Below are 16,545 nucleotides of genomic sequence, written 5' to 3'. Positions count from 1 at the left end.
GATCAGAAGGGCAGCACCTCCGGCTACGGCAGCGACTCGGATGCGGACGCCTCCGTCTCGGACGCCTCGGACACCGATGTCCTGGACAGCGACGGCTTGGATTCGGACGCCTCGGACACCGATGCCTTGGACAGCGACGGTTTGAACTCGGACGCCTCGGATTCGGACGCCTCGGACGTCGAGATGGAGGACTGAACCGGCGCCAGCCTTGGCCACAGCACGGCCGTGGCCAGCAGCGACGCCACGCCGGCGACGGCCATCACCCTGCCGGGGGCGAGGACCTCGGCCAGGGCGCCCGCCCCGGCCATGGTCAACCCCTGGAAGGTCATCATGCCGGTGTTGAGCAGCCCGAACGCCTGACCGCGGTGGGCCTCGGGCGCCGCCTCCAGGAACCGCCGGGCCAGACCCAGGTGGTAGGACATGCCGGCGGCGGCCAGGCCCAGGGCGACCGCGGCCACGAGCACGCCCGGCCGCGCCAGGAAGATCAACAACGGTACGCCCAGCAGCACGGCCAGCCACGGCGTGAGCTGTTCCCGGCGCCGCGGCGGCAGGAAACGGCCGACCAGGAACTCGCCGCCCAGCATCCCGCCGGCCGCCACGGCCAGCAGAACCCCCGACGCCGACTCCCGTCCCAGCCCGGCGGCGTAGGGGACGACCACGCCTTCGGCCCCGACCATCAGCACCACGGGACCCCAGTGGGCGAGCAACAGTCCCCGCATCCGCTCGTCCCGCAGCAGCATCCGGTTGACCCGCCACGTCTCCCGAACCGCCCCGGAGGGAGACCCGCCCGTCCCGCTGGGAGGCCGGACCGTCGTGTCGGCCGAGCGGACCGGCCAGTCGCGCACGCCGAAGCGACTCATCAGGGCGGACGCGGCGCAAGAGGCCGCCGCCAGCCACAACGCGCCGGTCGGGCCGGTGACCGCCAGCAGCAATCCGCCGACACCGGCGCCAACTACCTGCATTCCCGCCGAGACCAGGGTGAACAGCGAACGCCCGAGTACGAATTCGTCGCCCGACAGCAGGTCGGGCAGGATGGCCGTGCGGGCGGCCATCGCGATCGGGGCGAGGCCGCCGGTCAGGAACACCACCAGCATCATCCCGAGCGGCGGCAGCCAGCCCGCCGCCAGCACCACGCCCGCGGCCAGGCGCAGCAGGTCGTAGCCGACCAGCACCGTCCGCGGCCGCCAGCGGTCGGCCAGCGACAGCAGCAGAGTGCCGCCCAGGGCCTGGGGCAGGAACCCGGCCACGTAGGCGAGCGCGGCCAGCAGCGGCGAACCCGTGCCGGCGTAGACCAGCACGGCCAGGGCCAGCATCTTCACGGTCTCGCCGGTCAGCATCAGGGCGAAGCCGCCGAGCAGGGCACGGAACTCGCCCACGGCGAAGATCTGCCGGTAGGTCGTCATGGGAACACTGTCGGCACCGCGTACCCATCAGGTCTAAGGTTTTGATCGTGGCCGAAACATGCTGATCAAGCTGGACGAGAGCGACCTCGCCTCGTGTTCCTACGCGATCTCGCCGATGATCGAGACGCACCTGGGCCTGCGCCTGCTCAGCGGCATCGACCCGGCCGGCGTGCTGAGGCCCTGGGTGGAACGCCACCGGCCCCGGCTGGCTGAGCTGCGCCACACCGACCCGCACGTGAACGCGCTCATCGCGCTGTTCCGCAAGGGCGGATACAACGCCGACTTCCTGCTGCCGCCGCCGGTCGGGCCGCACGGCACCTTCGCCGAGGAGCTGGCCGGCCTGCGGGCCACGCCGCCCGCGCTGGCCCGCACCGAGATCGGTTGCACCCTCGACGGGCACCGGCGTCCATCGGCCGAGACCCAGCGGATCCTCGACGGCCCGGACGTGGTCGACCGCCTGGCCGACGCCATGGAAGCGGTGTGGCGGCAGCTGATCGAGCCGGAGTGGTCGCGGCTGCGCGCCGTCCTCCAGCGGGACATCGTCCAGCGCGCCGGGCGGCTCGCCGCCTACGGGTGGGGCGCCGCCGTCGACCAGCTGCACCCGCGGGTGACGTGGGCCGGCGGCGGCATCACGCTCGGCATCTCCGACCGCGACACCTACCAGGTCGCCGGCCAGGGGCTGATGCTCGTGCCCACGGTCTTCGGGGAGCTGGTGGTCCGGCACAAGCCGCCGCAGCCGTTCACGATCGTGTACCGCGCCCGCGGCGTCGCCGACACGATCGGGCCGCCGTCCCCGCCGCGCGACGACGCACTCGGCCCGCTGCTCGGCGGCGGGCGCGCCTCGGTGCTGCGGGCACTGGCCGCCCCGGCCACCACCAGCCAACTGGTCGCGCAGCTGGGGCTGAGCCTCGGCACGGTCAGCGGGCACCTGTCCGTGCTGCACGGGGCCGGGCTGGTCGACCGCACGCGAACCGGGCGCTCGGTCACGTACGCGGCGAATGATCTGGGTCTTTCCCTGCTGTCCGCCCGAACCTGACCGCTCTCCCGATGTCTGGTGCGGAGGTTCCCCCGAGCCCGCCATGGGGCCGTGCGGGGGTCGCCGGGCGGGCGGGTTGCGTGCCCAGTCTGACTGCCGCCCGCCCGGCCCACGCGCCGTCGTGGCTCGAACAGTGGTAGCCCAGGGCGGTGTTGTGGTCGTAGATGCCGCTCGGGGCTACCACTGGTGGTGAGGGTGGTAGGCCAGGGTGCTGGGCGTGCGGGGCTGGTGGCGTCAGGCGACTACGCGGTCGCGGCCGGCTCGTTTCGCGGCGTACAGGTTGCGGTCGGCGTCGGCCAGCAGGGCGGCGACCGTGGTGGTGCCGTCGGCCGTGGTGGCGACGCCGATGCTGGTGGTCACCGGGAGGGAAGCGGTGATGGGGGACCACGGGAAGTCGCGGATCTGGCGCCGCAGCCGTTCGCAGTAGAGGGTCGCCGCGGCGGCGTCGAGGCCGGGCATGATCAGCAGGAACTCCTCGCCGCCGAGCCGGGCCGCGACCGCCGGGCCGGCGGTGCCGTCGGGCAGCAGCCGGCCCAGTTGCTGCAGCACGGCGTCGCCGGTCGCGTGCGACAGCGTGTCGTTGATCTGCTTGAAGTGGTCCAGGTCGAGGATGGCCACGGCCAGCGGCTCGCCCCGCCGGAGCAGGGCGGGGAGCTGCTCGTTGATGTACCGCCGGTTGTAGATGCCGGTCAGCGCGTCCCGCTGGGCCATCTCGCGGAACTCGTTGGCCTCGTAGATCGCCTGCATGGCCAGGGCGCGGGCCTCCCGCTGGGTGCTCTGCAGCGTCGCCTGGCCGGCGTTGAAACGGAGCAGTTCCTCGTACGCGTCCTGATAACGCCCCATCGCCGCGTAGAGCGCGGCCTGCTCGCGCTGCACCTGCACGCGTACCCGGGTCAGGGTGTTGCGCTCGCACAACGCCACCGCACCGTCCAACGCGGCCTGCGCCGCCGCCGGCCGCCCGGACTCGCGACGCGCCTCGGCCAGGGTGAGCAGGCACTCGGCCGCGCCGTCGCCGTCGGTGTCGAGGATGGTGCCGTCGAGCGCCCCGGCCAGCGCCGCTTCCAGTTCGTCGTAGCGGCCGGCCATCATCGCCACCCGCGCGATGGTGTCGAGTTCCTTGGCCGCGAGCGGGCGCCCGCGCCGGGCCACCTCCCACATCCGCCCGGCCAGCGCGCGGGCGGCCGGTTCGTCGCCGGCCTCGTACGCGTTGTACGTCATGTTGTTCAGCGCCCGCAGCGTCAGCCCGTCGTCGCCGAGCTCACCGGCGATCCGCAGCACCTCGCGATAGCGCAGCTCACCCTCGTCGAACGAGCCGTTGTCGTCCAGGGTGCAGCCGAGCATGACCAGGTGCCGGGCCCGGACCGCGGGCGGCGCGTCGGCCGGCAGGAACGACACACCCTGCAAGGCGTGGGTGAGCGCCTCGGTGAAGTCGCCGAGGAGCCGGTAGAAGTTGGCCAGGACGCGGTGGGCGCGGGCCCGCACGTACGGTTGGCCGTGCTGCTCGGCCCAGGCCAGCGTCTGGTGGGCGCTGTGGCCGCCCGCCCCGAGCTGCCCTTCGCGCAGCAGCACGTCGGCGATGAGCATGTCGCACCGGCGCACGGCCTCGTCGTCGCCGGCCGTGGCGGCGAGGAAACGCAGCTCGATGGCGCGCGCCCGGACCGTGGCGAACTCGTCGATGCTGCTGTCGCACTCGAGCTCGATGAGATCCGTGAGGTGGTCGCGAGCCGCCACTTCCGCCGTCATCTCACCCGCCTCCGTCACTCATCGCCGCGCACCGCGGATGGCATTCCAGGTTCACCCAGGTTGCCGTCGCGTTGCCACAACCGTAGCGTGACGACTCCCTCTACGGTGAGTACGACCCCCTGCGTGTGGCCAAGGTCAAAGGTGTTTCGTGAGGGGCGTCGGCGTGTCGGCCGCGGGCCGGGTTGGAAGGATCAGGCAAGAAGGTGGGAACGGCGGACCTGTGCGATCACCGTCGGCGGCCATAGCTTTTCTCGCATGACCGCACCATCGAGCACCATTGACCAAGATCGGGATGCGACCCTCGATGCCTTCGCCCGGGGACTGGCGTACACCTCACGGTCGCCCGTTCTGCGCGCGCCCTCGGACGAAGGACTCGACTACCAGGATCTGACCTACCCGTCGGCCGACGGCGTGCCCCTCGAGGCATGGTTCATCCCCCGCACCGGCTCCACCAGGCTGATCGTGGCCATGCACGCCTTCGGCTTCAACCGGTACGGCTTTCCCGCCCACGTCGAGCCGTGGCGGTCGGCCTTCGGCCCCGGCAACGACACCGAGATCGACTTCATCCGGGACTACAAGATCCTCCACGAGGCCGGGTACAACGTTCTGGCGTTCGACTTCCGGAACCACGGCCGCAGCGCCGACGCCAACGGCGGGCTGTCGCTGAACAACCTGTTCGAGGCGCGCGACGTCATCGGGACCATGAGGTACCTCCGGGAACGAGCCGATCTCGCCCGGATGGAAACCGGGATCTTCGCCCGATGCATGGGGGCGAACGCCACGTTCCGCGCGATCCACACCGACCCGGCCGCCTTCGAGGGTGTGCGCTGCCTGGTGGCGCCGCTGCTGCTCTCCCCGCGGGCGTTTCTGGAGACGGGTCTGGACAGCGCCGGTCTCGGAGCGTACGCCGACGAGGTCGACCACCGGTACCACCTGATCACGGGCGCCCGGCTGACGGACGGCGCAACCAGCGCGTGGGCACCTTCGGTGCTGATGCCCACTCTCACGTACGGCGTCCACGATGATGTGCTGACCAGGCCGTCCGACCTCGAAGAGGCGTATGCGGCGATCGGCGCGTCCGAGAAGGACATGTTCTGGATTCACGACACCCCGCGCCGCTGGGACGGCTACAAATGGTTCCAGCGTCACCCCGGCCGCATCCTCGACTGGTTCGCGGCGTATCTGAAGTGACGCGCACGGGAAGTAGCGTGACGTGAGCCTGGAAGAGATCAACCGGCAACTCGCCGACCTCGCGCCCAGCACCACCACCGACGTTCCCCAGCTGGGCGTCCGGGTCCACGTGGCCCTGAGCCCCGCCCCGCCGGCCGCGGTCGTCTTCGACCCGATGCTCTACCTGGTCTTCCAGGGGGCGAAACGACTTCTGCTGGGCGCCCGGGAGATCCGTTACGGCGCCGGCGACCTGGTGACCACGGCCGTTCACATCCCCGCCCTGGCCGAGGTGGTGGTCGCCTCGGCGGAGAGGCCGTACCGGGCTCTGGAGATCCCCTTCGACCGGCAGCTGGTCTCGGCCCTGATCGCCGAACTGGGTGAGCTGTCCCCGGCCCCGGCCGAGGCGGTCTCGGTCCACCCCCTGCCCGCCCCGGTCCTGGATCCGGTGTTCCGGTTGCTGAAGCTGGCCGGCGACCCGGGCGCGGCGAGGATCCTGGCCGACGGCGTGAAGCGGGAGATCTGGTACCGCATCCTCACCGGGCCCAACGGCGCGACGTTCATCGACCTGACGAGAACCAATTCCGTTCTGGGCCGCGTTCACGAAGTGACCACGTGGATGCGGGGGCACCTGGGCGAGCCGTTCGACGCCGGCCATGTCGCGGCGCTGGCGAACGTGAGCGTCACGTCGCTGTACCGCCTCTTCAAGGCCGCGACCGGCGAGAGCCCGGGCTCCTACCACAAGCGGTTGCGGCTCATGGAGGGCCGGCGCCGCGTCGCCGAGCGGTCGGACACGATCCAGCGAATCGCGGCCACCGTGGGGTATGCGAGCCCGGCACAGTTCACGCGCGACTATCGGCGACTGTTCGGAGCGGCGCCGACGATCGACTTCCCGCTGTCCGCGCCTCTGCCACGGTGAGAGCCAGCGCCGCGTGCGGCCAGGGTCGGCTCTCGGTCGCGCCGGGCGGTTGCTCCGGCCGTCGGTTGCGTCCGGGGTGGTGGCTCCGACTCTCGGTCGTGCTTGGGATGGCGGTCGTGCTTGGGATGGCGGTCGTGCCTGGGATGGCGGTCGTGCCTGGGATGGCGGTCGTGCCTGGGTCGGCGGTCGTGCCTGGGTCGGCGGTCAGGGTCGGGTGTCGGTGGCCAGGGGTGGGTCAGCGGCGCCGGTCGGCGGCGATCTGGCCGGCGACGATGCGGGCCGACAGGGTGACCATCGGCAGGCCGCCGCCGGGGTGTGTGGAGCCGCCGACCAGGTGGAGGCCGGGCACGGGGCCACGGTTGGGCGGCCGCAGCAGGCCACCGGCGGTGCCGTAGATCGAACCGCCGGGGGCGCCGGTCGCCGAGGCCAGATCGGCGGGGGTGCGGATCTCGGCGAACTCGAGCCGGTCGCGCACGTCCAGGCCACGGGCGGCCAGCACCGCGAGGATCCGGTCCCGGTACGCCTCCGGCAAACCGGGCCGCCGCCAGTCGACCGCGTTCCCCCCGGTGCCGTGCGGCGGTGCGTTGACCAGCACGAACCAGGCTTCCCGCCCGCTCGGTCGGACGGCCGGGTCGTTCGCCCGGGTCACGAAGACGGCCGGGTCGCCGGCCGGGCGGGCGCGCCGCCCTCGCCCGGGGTCGCCGAAGATCGCGTCGAACTCGGCGTCGTAATCGCGCGGGAAGAAGACGGTGTGATGGGCCAGCGCCGGGGTCTCGCCCCGCACCCCGAGCAGCAGCACGAAGCCGGCCAGGCTCCGATCGGCGAGCCGCCCGAGACGGCCGGGCGTGGGCAGCAGATCACGGTACGTCGTCAGGGCGTCCACGTTGGACACGACGAAGTCGGCGGGCACCAGCGGAAGGCTGTCGGGTGTGAGGTCGGCGGGTGCCGGCGGAAGGCTGTCGGGTGTGAGGTCGGCGGGTGCCGGCGGAGGGCTGTCGGTGGCTGTCGGTGGCGGAAAGGAGTCGGCGGCGGTGAGCGGAGGGCTGTCGGCGGCGGTGAGCGGAAGGCTGTCGGCGGCGGTCGGTGGCGGAAGACCGGCGACGGGTGGGCGGGCGAGTCGGACGCCGGAGACCCGGCCGCCGGAGACCGTGATGGCGGCGACCGGGGAGTCGAGCACGATCTCGACGCCAAGGGCACGGGCCCGGGCGGCCAGCGCCGACGCGATGGTGCCGAGGCCGCCGGGCAGGTACCAGCCGCCGAAGGCGAGCTCGGCGTAGGGGATCGCGGCCAGGGCGGCGGGTGCTCGGCGGGGGTCGGTGCCGGTGTACGTGGCGTAGCGGTCGAGCAGCATCCGCAAGCGGTGATCGCGCAGGTAACGCCGGCCGAGCGCGCGCAACGACGTGCCAGGGGCGATCGCCCGCAGGTCGCCGAGCCGCCAGGAGAGGCGCAGGAGCGTCGCCGCGGTGACCGGCTGCTGCAGCACCGGGCCCCAGGACGCGGCCCAGATCCGCTCGGCGCGGACCCAGAAGGCGGCCCAGTCGTCGGCCGCCGCCGGCCCGAGTACGTCGGCGATGCGGGTCAGGAACACGTCGTGGTCGGCGGACGAGTCGAGCACCGTGCCGTCCGGGAAGACGTGCCGCACCACCGGATCGAGCCGTTCGGTGTCCAGGCCGAGCTCCAGGTCCTCGAACACCTGCGGCAGCGTGAGCAGGCTCGGCCCGGTGTCGAAGCGGTAGCCGTCCCGCTCGTGGACGCCGAGTTTCCCGCCTACCACACCGGATCTCTCGTGGACGACCACCTGGTGCCCGTCCTGCGCGAGCCGGATCGCGACGGCCAGCCCGCCGACCCCGGCGCCGATGACGACGACGCGACTCATCGAGGCCGCCCCGGGTGGGCGGGAAGGTCGCCGGTGTGGGTCATACGGCTCGGCCTCGCCAGGTCAGGGTGCCTTGACGGTGGCGGTGGAAGGACAAGGTGATCAGGTAGGCGAAGCCGATGATCGAGGCGGGATGGGCGAGGGCGCCGGGGAGGGCGCGGCCGCCGGTCGCGCGGGCGGTGACCAGGCGGCCGGCCACGCCCAGCAGGTACGCCGCGGCGGCGACCGGCCACCACGGGGTGGCCAGGAACGCGACCGGGAGGGCGTACAGCAGAAGGAGGAGGACCACGACGGCGCCGGCGATGAACGGCGTCGGGAACGATGCCCAGAGGGATTTCGTGTAGCCGTCGACCAGGCCGGTCCAGGAGTCGTACATGCGGCAGGTGGCCAGCGCCGAGCCGTCGGCCAGGGCGACGCGGCCGCCGGCGCGTTTGACCGCCCGGGCCAGGGCGATGTCTTCCAGTACCTGGTCGCGGACCGCCGTGTGGCCGCCGGCGCGGTCGTAGCCCGCGCGCGTCGCCACCAGCCACTGCCCACCGGCCGCGGCCAGCGACGGCCGGGGCGACCGCTCCATCGCGCGCAGCGGTAGGAAGGTCAGCCACGACCACTGCAGCAGCGGCTGGATCAGGCGGCCGGAACCCACGATCCGGGGGTACGGCGAGAGCAGGTCGAAGCCGTCGGCCGCGATGACGCCACCGGCCACCGCGTCGGGCGCGAGCACCACGTCGGCGTCGACGAAGACCAGTATCTCGGCCGACGGCACCGCGGCGGCGAGCTGGGCGCAGGCGTGCGGTTTGCCCAGCCAGCCGGCCGGCGGGGCGGCACCGGTCAGCAGCCGCACCTTGTCGCCGGCGACCGACCGCACGACCTCGGCCGTCCCGTCGGTGGAACCGTCGTCGAGCACGACGATCTCGAGGCCGGGCACCCCACGCTGGCCGAGCAAGGCCTCCAGGCAGGGCGTGACCCGGGAGGCCTCGTCGCGCAGCGGGAGCAGCACGGCCACCCGCCGGTCGGTCACCGCGTCGCGGGGCGGCCGCCGGAGCAGCGTCGCATTGACGATCGTGTGCGCGGTCAGCAGGAGCAGCGGCGCCAGGAGCAGCCACATCATGAGGGCCGCCGGAGCAGCGGCGCCAGGAACGGCCACATCATGAGGGCCGCCGGAGCAGCGGCGCCAGGAGCGGCCGTCATGAGGGCCGCCGGAGCAGACGGACGGCCAGGGGGATGACGACCAGGCCCATGGTGACGCCGCCCCAGGCCGCGGAGGCGGGGAGGTCGAGGAACACGGCGTGGGCGAGCACGGAGGAAGCGTACGTCCAGAACCAGAGGGCCAGGGCCGGCCGGTCGTCTCCTGTGGATAACCCGCTGACCTGCGACAACAGGATCATCACGAGCACCGCGAAGCCCAGCCAGCCGAGAAAGTTGGAGGCCGGGATGCCGGGCAGGCCGGGCAGGGCGGGCACCGGGTCGAGCCACCGCCAGTAGCCTTCGGCGACCATCTGCGGGTCGAGGAACAGATCCCAGGCGGCCAGCCCGAACGCCGCCACCGCGACGCGGGGAAAGCGGCCGGAGCACAGGCGGGTCGCCGCCAGCCAGGCCGGCCAGGCCATCCAGGTCCAGGCCAGCGGGATGATCAGCGGCACGCCGAGCAACTGCGGGCCGAGGGCGCCGGAGTACGAGTAGGAGCCGAAGGGGAAACCGGTGGCCACCCCGAGCGCCTCGATCAGGAAGCCGCCCACGGTCACGGCCAGGAGGGCCGGGAGTCCGCGGCGCGGAAACGCGTCGGTGAGCGAGAACAGGTAGCCCAGGACGACCGTGATCACCGAGAACAGCGCGCGGTCGGACGCCAGTGGATAACCGATCTGGACTCCGACCAGGGCGCCGAGCAGCACCCAGGGCAGTCGGCGCATCAGATGCCGACGATGCCCGGCGCGTCCACCGGGCGTTCGGCCAGCGGCAGTTCCCGGCCGAGGATGGCGAAGGCACGCTCGTCGCCGGGGAACATGAAGTCGCGCAGCACGTCGACGAACCCGAAGCGACGGTAGAGGCGCCAGGCCCGGGACTTCTGCTCGTCGGCCTCGGGGGTGGAGAGCAGCACCGTACGCCCGTCGGCCATGGCCAGCAGCGCCCGCAGCTGTCGCGCGCCAACGCCGTGCCCCTGCGCCGCCGGCTTGACGTGCAGCTCGACCACCTCGAAGCAGTCGGCCAGCCACTGTTCGCGGGCGTCGGCGGGCAGCGCCGCGCGGACCTGATCGTGCCACCACTGGCCGGGGCCGGACGCGTAGCCGTACCCGAAACCGGCGAGCGCCCCTTCGGTGGTGAGCGTGGCGACCGACCGGAACCCGGGCCGGCGTACGTGCGCGGCGATGTACCCGCGACGGGTCTGCAGCAGTTCGGAGCGATAGCCCATCGCCTCGCCGTATACCGCCACCACGTCGTCGAGCCGCCGGAGCAGATCGTCCGGTTGCCACGGCACGAGCCTCATCGCCGCTCCCGCCCCTTCTGTTCGGTGATCCAGCCCAGCACGGCCCGGTCGCCGGTGACGTCCCGTACCGCGAACCGTGCGAACAGGTCTTCCGCATACCACTTGTCCGTGGGTGTTCGATCGATCACCGCACGGTGTTCCGGCTGACGGTACGCGAAGTCCCGGAGGTCCGCCGCGCCTCGCCACACGCTGACCGTTCCCTGCCAGCCGATCGGCGCTTCGCCGATTCCGAACCGGGCGAGCAGCCCGGGCGCGCGGTCGAGTTCGGCCACCACCGGGGGTACGGCGTTGTAGAAGGTCAGCGCGCGCAGGGGGTGCAGCCGGGCCCGGGTCAGGGCCAGCACCATGCCATCCGATTTGTCGGCATTAGGGGTAAACGGCGCACGTCCCGACCACGTGCCGACGCTGTGCAGCGGAGTCAGGGAAACAACTGCGGACGTCGATGAGAGGTGATCCCATTCAGGGAGGGCCACCGGCGCCGCCGACACGATCACGGCGGCGAACCGCGTGAGGTCAGCGTCTCCCGGCCCGAACGTCACGCCTTTACCCGTACCCAGGAATTTGGCGAAAGTGACACCCGGCAGCGTGCGCACCCGCCGCGGATCGCGCGCCATCCGCAGGAAGGCCGCGCCGAGCCGGCGCCCTGGCACCCGCCAGACATGGAGACGAACCGGCACCCCGCCATCATGCCCCGGCCGGCGCGCGTCAACCCTTTCTACCGCGCCTGAACCGCCTGCTCGCTGGCCTCCCACAGCCGCGCCGCCAGGGCCGGATCGGCCACGCTCGACGACGGCCGGACCGGTCTGCCCCGCAAGTAGTAGGCGCCGTTGACAAGGGTGGGCTCGGTGATCAGGTGCACCAGGTCGGCGCCGGCCGAACGCGTGCTGCGCAGCCATGGCGTGTACCGGAAGGCGAGCTTGAGCAACGGCCCGCCGCCGAAGTTGGACCGCACCACGCCCGGGTGGAAGCTGACGCTGGTGACATCCGGCCAGCGCCGCGCCGCCTCGGCCGCGAACAGGATGTTGGCCGCCTTGCTCTGGCCGTAGACCGGGAAGCCCAGGTAGCGGCCGATCGGGCCGGTGAACGACGACGGCTCCACCCGGGCGCCCTTGTGTGCGTCGGACGCGGTGGTGACGATCCGCCCGCCGCGCAGCCGTTCCCGCAACAGCTCGCTGAGCAGGAACGGGGCCAGGTGATTGCCCTGCATGGTGGCCTCGAAGCCGTCCTCGGTGATCCGGCGTTTCGGCACCAGCGCGCCCGCGTTGTTGGCCAGAACATCGATCCGGGGGTACGCGGTGAGCAGCTGATCGGCGAGCGCACGGACGTCGGACAGGCGCTCGAAGTCGGCCCGGAACCACCGTGGCGTGATGCCCTTCGCGGCCGCCGTGACCCGCTCGACCGCCGCGGCCAGGCGCGCTTCGTCGCGACCGACGAGCACCACGTCGTCGCCCAGCGCGACGAGTTGCTCGGCCGCGGCCAGGCCGATCCCGGAACTACCGCCGGTCATCACGATCACGCGTGCCATGCGTACCCCCATGGGACTCCTTGGTGCATCCTGGCACCGAACGATCAGTCTCGCAGCTGATCCGTAACGGAATGAGCACAGTGAGTACCGACATCAATGTTCCGGCGTCCGTCGACAGCCCGGTCCGGCCGTACGTCCCGCGCCGCGCGCTGAGCCGATGGCTGCTCGCCCACCGGGTCCAGCCGGTCGGGCCGGAGTCCGGCGAGGGCACCCACCAGCAGGCCTGGTGGAAGGTCATGTGCCTGACCGGCGTGGACTACTTCTCCACACTGTCCTACCTGCCGGCCATCGCCGCGCTCGCCGCCGGCGCGCTGTCGCCCCTGGCCACGCTGCTGATCGTGGCGCTGACCCTGGTCGGCATGCTGCCGATGTACCGGCGGGTGGCCCACGAGAGCCCGAACGGCCAGGGCTCGGTGGCGATGCTGGAGAAGCTGCTGCCGTTCTGGTGGGGCAAGCTGTTCGTGCTGGTCCTGCTCGGTTTCGTGGCGACGTCGTGGATCGTCACGATCACCCTGTCGGGCGCCGACGCCACCGTGCACATGGCCGAGAACCCGATGCTGCCGGGCTTCCTGCACGGACACAACGTACTCATCACGATCGTCCTGCTCTTGATCCTGGGTTTCGTCTTCCTGCTCGGTTTCACCGAGGCCGTCGTGGTGGCGATCCCGCTGGTCGCGATCTTCCTCGGCCTCAACGCGGTGGTCACCGTGGTCGGCCTGACCCACGTTCCGGCGCACCTGACCGACTGGACGCAGGCGTTGACCCAGGGCCACGGCGGCTTCTTCGGCATGTTCGGCCCGGCCGTGCTCGCCTTCCCCGCGCTCGTGCTCGGCCTGTCCGGCTTCGAGACCGGGGTCAGCATGATGCCGCTGATCAAGTCGGCCGACAAGGAGGAGCGGATCCGCAACACCCGCAAACTGCTGACCACGGCCGCGCTGATCATGAGCGTCTACCTGATCCTGACCAGCTTCGTGACGACCGTGCTGATTCCCTCCGAGCAGTTCCAGCCGGGTGGTCAGGCTAACGGGCGTGCTCTCGCGTACCTGGCGCATCAGCTCCTGGGCGAGGGGTTCGGGACCGTCTACGACATCAGCAGCATCCTGATCCTGTGGTTCGCGGGCGCCTCGGCCATGGCCGGCCTGATCAACATCGTGCCGCGCTACCTGCCCGGGTACGGCATGGCGCCCGAGTGGGCCCGCGCCGTCCGGCCGGTCGTGCTGGTCTATACCGCGATCAGCATCGGCATCACGCTCGTGTTCAAGGCCGACGTGAACGCGCAGGCCGGTGCCTACGCCACCGGCATCCTGGCGATGATGGTCTCCGGGGCGGTCGCGGTGATGATCTCGGCGATCCGGTCCCGCAAGCGCGGCGCGAGCATCGGCTTCGCCGCGCTCACCCTGGTCCTGCTGTACGCCCTGGGCGACAACATCATTGAGAAGCCGGACGGCATCGCGATCTCCGCCGTCTTCGTGGGCGGGATCATCGTCGTGTCGCTCGTCTCCCGGGTCGCCCGCACCACCGAACTGCGCGCCGACAAGATCGAGTTCGACCAGGCGGCGCGTACGTTCGTCGCCGACTCGATCGCCCACGACGGCGAGCTGAACATCATCGCCAACCGCCGCCAGGCCGGCGACCAGGCCGAGTACACCGGCAAGGAACGTGAGCAGCGCGGCATGAACCCGGTGCCCGGCGTCGCCGACATCATCTTCCTCGAGGTCGACGTGGTCGATCCGTCCGAGTTCAGCGACACGTTGCAGGTGCGTGGGATCGAGGTCGGCGGCTACCGGATCATGCGGGTGCAGAGCCCGGCCGCGCCCAACGCGATCGCCGCGGTGCTGCTGGCGCTGCGTGACGCGACCGGGGTACGACCGCACTGCTACTTCGAGTGGGCCGAGGGCAGTCCGTTGGTGCACCTGTTCCGGTACCTGCTCCTCGGCCGGGGCGACACCGCGCCGGTCGTACGCGAGATCATCCGCTCGTGCGAACCGGATCCGGCTCAGCGTCCCGGAATCCACGTCGGAGGATGATCAGTTCTCTCGTCGCGCGGGTCATCGCGACGTAGCGGTCGGCCGCGCTCCACCGCTCCGGGTCGATCAGCACGACCAGGTCGAACTCGAGGCCCTTGGCCAGCTCCGGCGTCAGGTGGTCGGGTCCGCCGATCACGCAGCGGGTGCCTTCGGCCGGCGCGGCCAGAATCGCCTCGAGTTCGTCCACGTCGCCGTACCGGACCGGGATGCCGCCGGTGCGGATCGAGGTAGGCACGTTGGCGTCCGGCAGGGCGGCCCGGATCACCGGCTCGGCCGCGGCCATGATCTCGGCCGGTGTCCGGTAGTTGATGGTCAGCTCGGTCATCGTCACGTGATCCAGGCCGACGCGCTTGAGTCGTTCCGCCCACGACTCTCCGAAGCCGCGCCGCGCCTGGGCCCGGTCGCCGACGATCGTGAAACTTCGCGACGGGCAACGGAGCAGCAGCATCTGCCACTCGGCGTCGGTCAGCTCCTGCGCCTCGTCCACCACGATGTGCGCGAACGGGCCGGCCAGCACATCCGGATCCTTCCGCAGCAGCGCGGGGTCGTCGTCCAGCACCTCGCGCAGATCCGGCTGGACCAGCATCGGCATCAGACCCTGGCCGTCGTCCATCTCGTGCGCGGCGATCAGCTCCTCGACCACCCGGTCCATCCGTCTGCGCTCGCTGCGCCTGCTCGTCTCGCGCTCGCGTTCCCGCTCGCTGCGGGTGGGGTCGCCGAGGCGCTGCCGGGCCGCGTCCAGCAGCGGGAGGTCCGCGTCGGTCCAATCCGTGGGGGCCTCGCGCTGGAGTTCGCTGATTTCCTCGGTGGTGAGCCAGGGCGCGCATCTGCGCAGGTAGGCGGGCACCGACCAGAGGTCAGCGACGATGTCGGCCGGGTCGAGCATGGGCCAGGCCCGGTTCAGCCGGGTCCGCAGCTCCCGATCACCCGCACCGGCGATCGCGACCAGTTCCTCCCAGATCTCCTCGCGGGCCTCGTTGTGCGGGGTGCCGGGGGACACCGACGCGAACGCCTCGGCCCAGTGCTCTCCCGTCGGAGGTTCCTCGTAGAAGCGCACGGCTGCCTCGATCGCCCGGACCATGTCCGCCGACGACTTCAGCCGGGCGACCTCCGGATCGGTCTCCGGTTTCGCCGTGCGGCCCTCGGGCAGCAGGTCACGCAGCGTGCAGGTCTGCACGTCGTCCTCGCCCAGGCTGGGCAGCACGTCCGACACGTAGGCCAGGTAGGGCTGGTGCGGGCCGACGAACAGCACACCACCGTGCCGCTGACCCAGACGAGGATCGGCATACAGCAGGTACGCGGTGCGGTGCAGCGCCACCACCGTCTTGCCGGTGCCCGGGCCGCCGTCGACCACCAGGGCGCCGTTCGACGACGCGCGGATGATGGCGTCCTGGTCGGCCTGGATGGTGCTGAGGACGTCGCGCATCCGGGGCTCACGGGCGCTGCCCAGGCTGGCGATGAAGGCCGACTGGTCGTCCAGCGCGGCGTTGCCCTCCAGCCCCTCCAGGCTGCTCAGCGAGAACACCTCGTCCCAGTAGTCGGTGATCCGTCCCCGGGCCCAGCGGTACCGGCGCCGGCTGATGAGATCGAGCGGGTTGGCATGGGTGGCGGCGAAGAACGGCTCGGCCGCCGGGGAGCGCCAGTCGACCAGCAGGCGGCGCCCGTCCGGGGCGGTCAGGCCGAGGCGGCCGACGTGGACGGTTTCCTCCTCGCTCACCATGCGGCCCAGGCAGAGGTCGAGGCTGAAGCGGCGGAGGGTACGCAGCCGGGCCGAGAGCCGTTGCACCTCCTCGTCGCGGTCCACCGCCTGCCGGCCCTTGCCCGCGGGCCGCTTGCGCTCGGTCTCGAGGCGGGTCTCCAGGTCGGCGATGATCCGGTCCAGGCTCTCGGCCATGACCGTGAAGTGCTGCTCGTCACCGGCGATGAGATTCGGTCCGGCCTTGGCCATGGGTACGTCGAAAACGCTCACGGTTGACCATTTTGCGAGGTCATGGGGGTCTTGCGGCAAGACCCTATGTCTGATATACGTTCGAAGTGGCGGGGAGTGCTGTTGTCCTCCTTCTGCCACCTTCCCCTCGGTCCTCTTTCCGGCCTTGCTTTTTTGTCGTACCCGGGTGTTACTCTCTTCCGTAGTTAGAACGTCTGTTCGAATCATTCGAACGGCCGTACTAGCGATCGGGGATGGAGATTCGCGGCTCCCGCCCCGGTGCGGCGCCCGCGAAGCGTCGCGTGGCGGTCCGGATTTTCGCGGATCCGGGCCTGCTCAAAGGCAGGACCGTCGTCCGCCCCCTCCGACCCCCGGGGGCGGGCGACGGATCCCGCCGGCGCTGTCCGGCCGGGTGTGGTTGTGGGGAAGCTCCCGCACCC

13 protein-coding genes are annotated in these 16,545 nt (G+C 71.6%); 4 read left to right on the top strand and 9 right to left on the bottom strand.

Going from position 1 to position 16,545, the window contains the following annotated elements; genetic code table 11:
• Positions 1-23 precede the first annotated feature (23 nt).
• Entirely contained in the window at positions 24-1,403 is a 1,380-nt protein-coding gene (locus ACGFIO_RS29570; protein ID WP_392830667.1) for an MFS transporter, read from the bottom strand.
• A 58-nt stretch (positions 1,404-1,461) separates the two neighbouring features.
• Here ACGFIO_RS29570 and ACGFIO_RS29565 point away from each other — a divergent pair, with 58 nt between their 5' ends.
• Entirely contained in the window at positions 1,462-2,439 is a 978-nt protein-coding gene (locus ACGFIO_RS29565) for a DUF5937 family protein (protein ID WP_392830665.1), read from the top strand.
• A 234-nt stretch (positions 2,440-2,673) separates the two neighbouring features.
• Here ACGFIO_RS29565 and ACGFIO_RS29560 read toward each other — a convergent pair whose 3' ends face one another.
• Positions 2,674-4,182: a diguanylate cyclase gene (locus ACGFIO_RS29560; RefSeq protein WP_392830663.1), complete on the bottom strand. Its 1,509-nt coding sequence runs from the start codon at positions 4,180-4,182 to the stop codon at positions 2,674-2,676.
• A 255-nt stretch (positions 4,183-4,437) separates the two neighbouring features.
• Here ACGFIO_RS29560 and ACGFIO_RS29555 point away from each other — a divergent pair, with 255 nt between their 5' ends.
• Together ACGFIO_RS29555 and ACGFIO_RS29550 are read left to right on the top strand one after the other, a co-directional pair.
• Positions 4,438-5,373 (top strand): alpha/beta hydrolase, encoded by a 936-nt coding sequence (locus tag ACGFIO_RS29555; RefSeq protein ID WP_392830660.1) that lies wholly within the window; start codon positions 4,438-4,440, stop codon positions 5,371-5,373.
• A 22-nt stretch (positions 5,374-5,395) separates the two neighbouring features.
• On the top strand, positions 5,396-6,268 hold the full coding sequence (locus ACGFIO_RS29550) for an AraC family transcriptional regulator N-terminal domain-containing protein (protein ID WP_392830658.1): 873 nt from the start codon (positions 5,396-5,398) through the stop codon (positions 6,266-6,268).
• 235 nt (positions 6,269-6,503) lie between these two features.
• Here ACGFIO_RS29550 and ACGFIO_RS29545 read toward each other — a convergent pair whose 3' ends face one another.
• From ACGFIO_RS29545 to ACGFIO_RS29520, 6 genes are all read right to left on the bottom strand, one after another.
• The gene (locus ACGFIO_RS29545; RefSeq protein ID WP_392830656.1) at positions 6,504-8,144 is read right to left on the bottom strand and encodes an FAD-dependent oxidoreductase; all 1,641 of its coding nucleotides are present in this window, start codon (positions 8,142-8,144) and stop codon (positions 6,504-6,506) included.
• A gap of 40 nt (positions 8,145-8,184) precedes the next feature.
• Positions 8,185-9,252 carry a glycosyltransferase gene (locus ACGFIO_RS29540; protein WP_392830654.1) on the bottom strand — a complete coding sequence of 356 codons (1,068 nt, stop codon included), beginning with the start codon at positions 9,250-9,252 and terminating at the stop codon, positions 8,185-8,187.
• A 76-nt stretch (positions 9,253-9,328) separates the two neighbouring features.
• On the bottom strand, positions 9,329-10,051 hold the full coding sequence (locus tag ACGFIO_RS29535; RefSeq protein ID WP_392830652.1) for a carotenoid biosynthesis protein: 723 nt from the start codon (positions 10,049-10,051) through the stop codon (positions 9,329-9,331).
• The gene (locus tag ACGFIO_RS29530) at positions 10,051-10,626 is read right to left on the bottom strand and encodes a GNAT family N-acetyltransferase (protein WP_392830650.1); all 576 of its coding nucleotides are present in this window, start codon (positions 10,624-10,626) and stop codon (positions 10,051-10,053) included. Before ACGFIO_RS29530 ends, ACGFIO_RS29535 begins: the two co-directional genes overlap by 1 nt.
• Positions 10,623-11,240, bottom strand: coding sequence for a monooxygenase (locus tag ACGFIO_RS29525; RefSeq protein WP_392830647.1), 618 nt, complete (start codon positions 11,238-11,240; stop codon positions 10,623-10,625). Before ACGFIO_RS29525 ends, ACGFIO_RS29530 begins: the two co-directional genes overlap by 4 nt.
• A gap of 101 nt (positions 11,241-11,341) precedes the next feature.
• Positions 11,342-12,151 carry an SDR family NAD(P)-dependent oxidoreductase gene (locus ACGFIO_RS29520; RefSeq protein ID WP_392830644.1) on the bottom strand — a complete coding sequence of 270 codons (810 nt, stop codon included), beginning with the start codon at positions 12,149-12,151 and terminating at the stop codon, positions 11,342-11,344.
• A gap of 71 nt (positions 12,152-12,222) precedes the next feature.
• Between ACGFIO_RS29520 and ACGFIO_RS29515 the strand changes: the two genes are divergently transcribed.
• Complete coding sequence (locus ACGFIO_RS29515; RefSeq protein ID WP_392830643.1) at positions 12,223-14,178, top strand: amino acid transporter; 1,956 nt, start codon at positions 12,223-12,225, stop codon at positions 14,176-14,178.
• Here the strand turns inward: ACGFIO_RS29515 and helR are convergent.
• On the bottom strand, positions 14,120-16,126 hold the full coding sequence (gene helR, locus ACGFIO_RS29510) for an RNA polymerase recycling motor ATPase HelR (protein ID WP_392831051.1): 2,007 nt from the start codon (positions 16,124-16,126) through the stop codon (positions 14,120-14,122). The two genes, ACGFIO_RS29515 and helR, sit on opposite strands and share 59 nt — an antisense overlap.
• Positions 16,127-16,545: the final 419 nt, after the last annotated feature.

The sequence above is a fragment of the Actinoplanes sp. NPDC049265 genome (assembly GCF_043197135.1).
GTDB lineage: Bacteria > Actinomycetota > Actinomycetes > Mycobacteriales > Micromonosporaceae > Actinoplanes.
Note: the sequence above shows the minus strand (reverse complement) of the source record. Positions and strands in the feature narration are given on the sequence as shown.

Excerpts from the sequence above, each read along its gene's own strand:
- ACGFIO_RS29555 (WP_392830660.1), top strand. The coding sequence starts at position 4,438 with ATGACCGCACCATCGAGCACCATTGACCAAGATCGGGATGCGACCCTC.
- ACGFIO_RS29540 (WP_392830654.1), bottom strand. The coding sequence starts at position 9,252 with ATGATGTGGCTGCTCCTGGCGCCGCTGCTCCTGCTGACCGCGCACACG.
- ACGFIO_RS29545 (WP_392830656.1), bottom strand. The coding sequence starts at position 8,144 with ATGAGTCGCGTCGTCGTCATCGGCGCCGGGGTCGGCGGGCTGGCCGTC.
- ACGFIO_RS29535 (WP_392830652.1), bottom strand. The coding sequence starts at position 10,051 with ATGCGCCGACTGCCCTGGGTGCTGCTCGGCGCCCTGGTCGGAGTCCAG.
- ACGFIO_RS29530 (WP_392830650.1), bottom strand. The coding sequence starts at position 10,626 with ATGAGGCTCGTGCCGTGGCAACCGGACGATCTGCTCCGGCGGCTCGAC.
- ACGFIO_RS29520 (WP_392830644.1), bottom strand. The coding sequence starts at position 12,151 with ATGGCACGCGTGATCGTGATGACCGGCGGTAGTTCCGGGATCGGCCTG.
- ACGFIO_RS29525 (WP_392830647.1), bottom strand. The coding sequence starts at position 11,240 with ATGGCGCGCGATCCGCGGCGGGTGCGCACGCTGCCGGGTGTCACTTTC.
- ACGFIO_RS29560 (WP_392830663.1), bottom strand. The coding sequence starts at position 4,182 with ATGACGGCGGAAGTGGCGGCTCGCGACCACCTCACGGATCTCATCGAG.
- helR (WP_392831051.1), bottom strand. The coding sequence starts at position 16,126 with ATGGCCAAGGCCGGACCGAATCTCATCGCCGGTGACGAGCAGCACTTC.
- ACGFIO_RS29565 (WP_392830665.1), top strand. The coding sequence starts at position 1,462 with ATGCTGATCAAGCTGGACGAGAGCGACCTCGCCTCGTGTTCCTACGCG.
- ACGFIO_RS29570 (WP_392830667.1), bottom strand. The coding sequence starts at position 1,403 with ATGACGACCTACCGGCAGATCTTCGCCGTGGGCGAGTTCCGTGCCCTG.
- ACGFIO_RS29515 (WP_392830643.1), top strand. The coding sequence starts at position 12,223 with ATGAGCACAGTGAGTACCGACATCAATGTTCCGGCGTCCGTCGACAGC.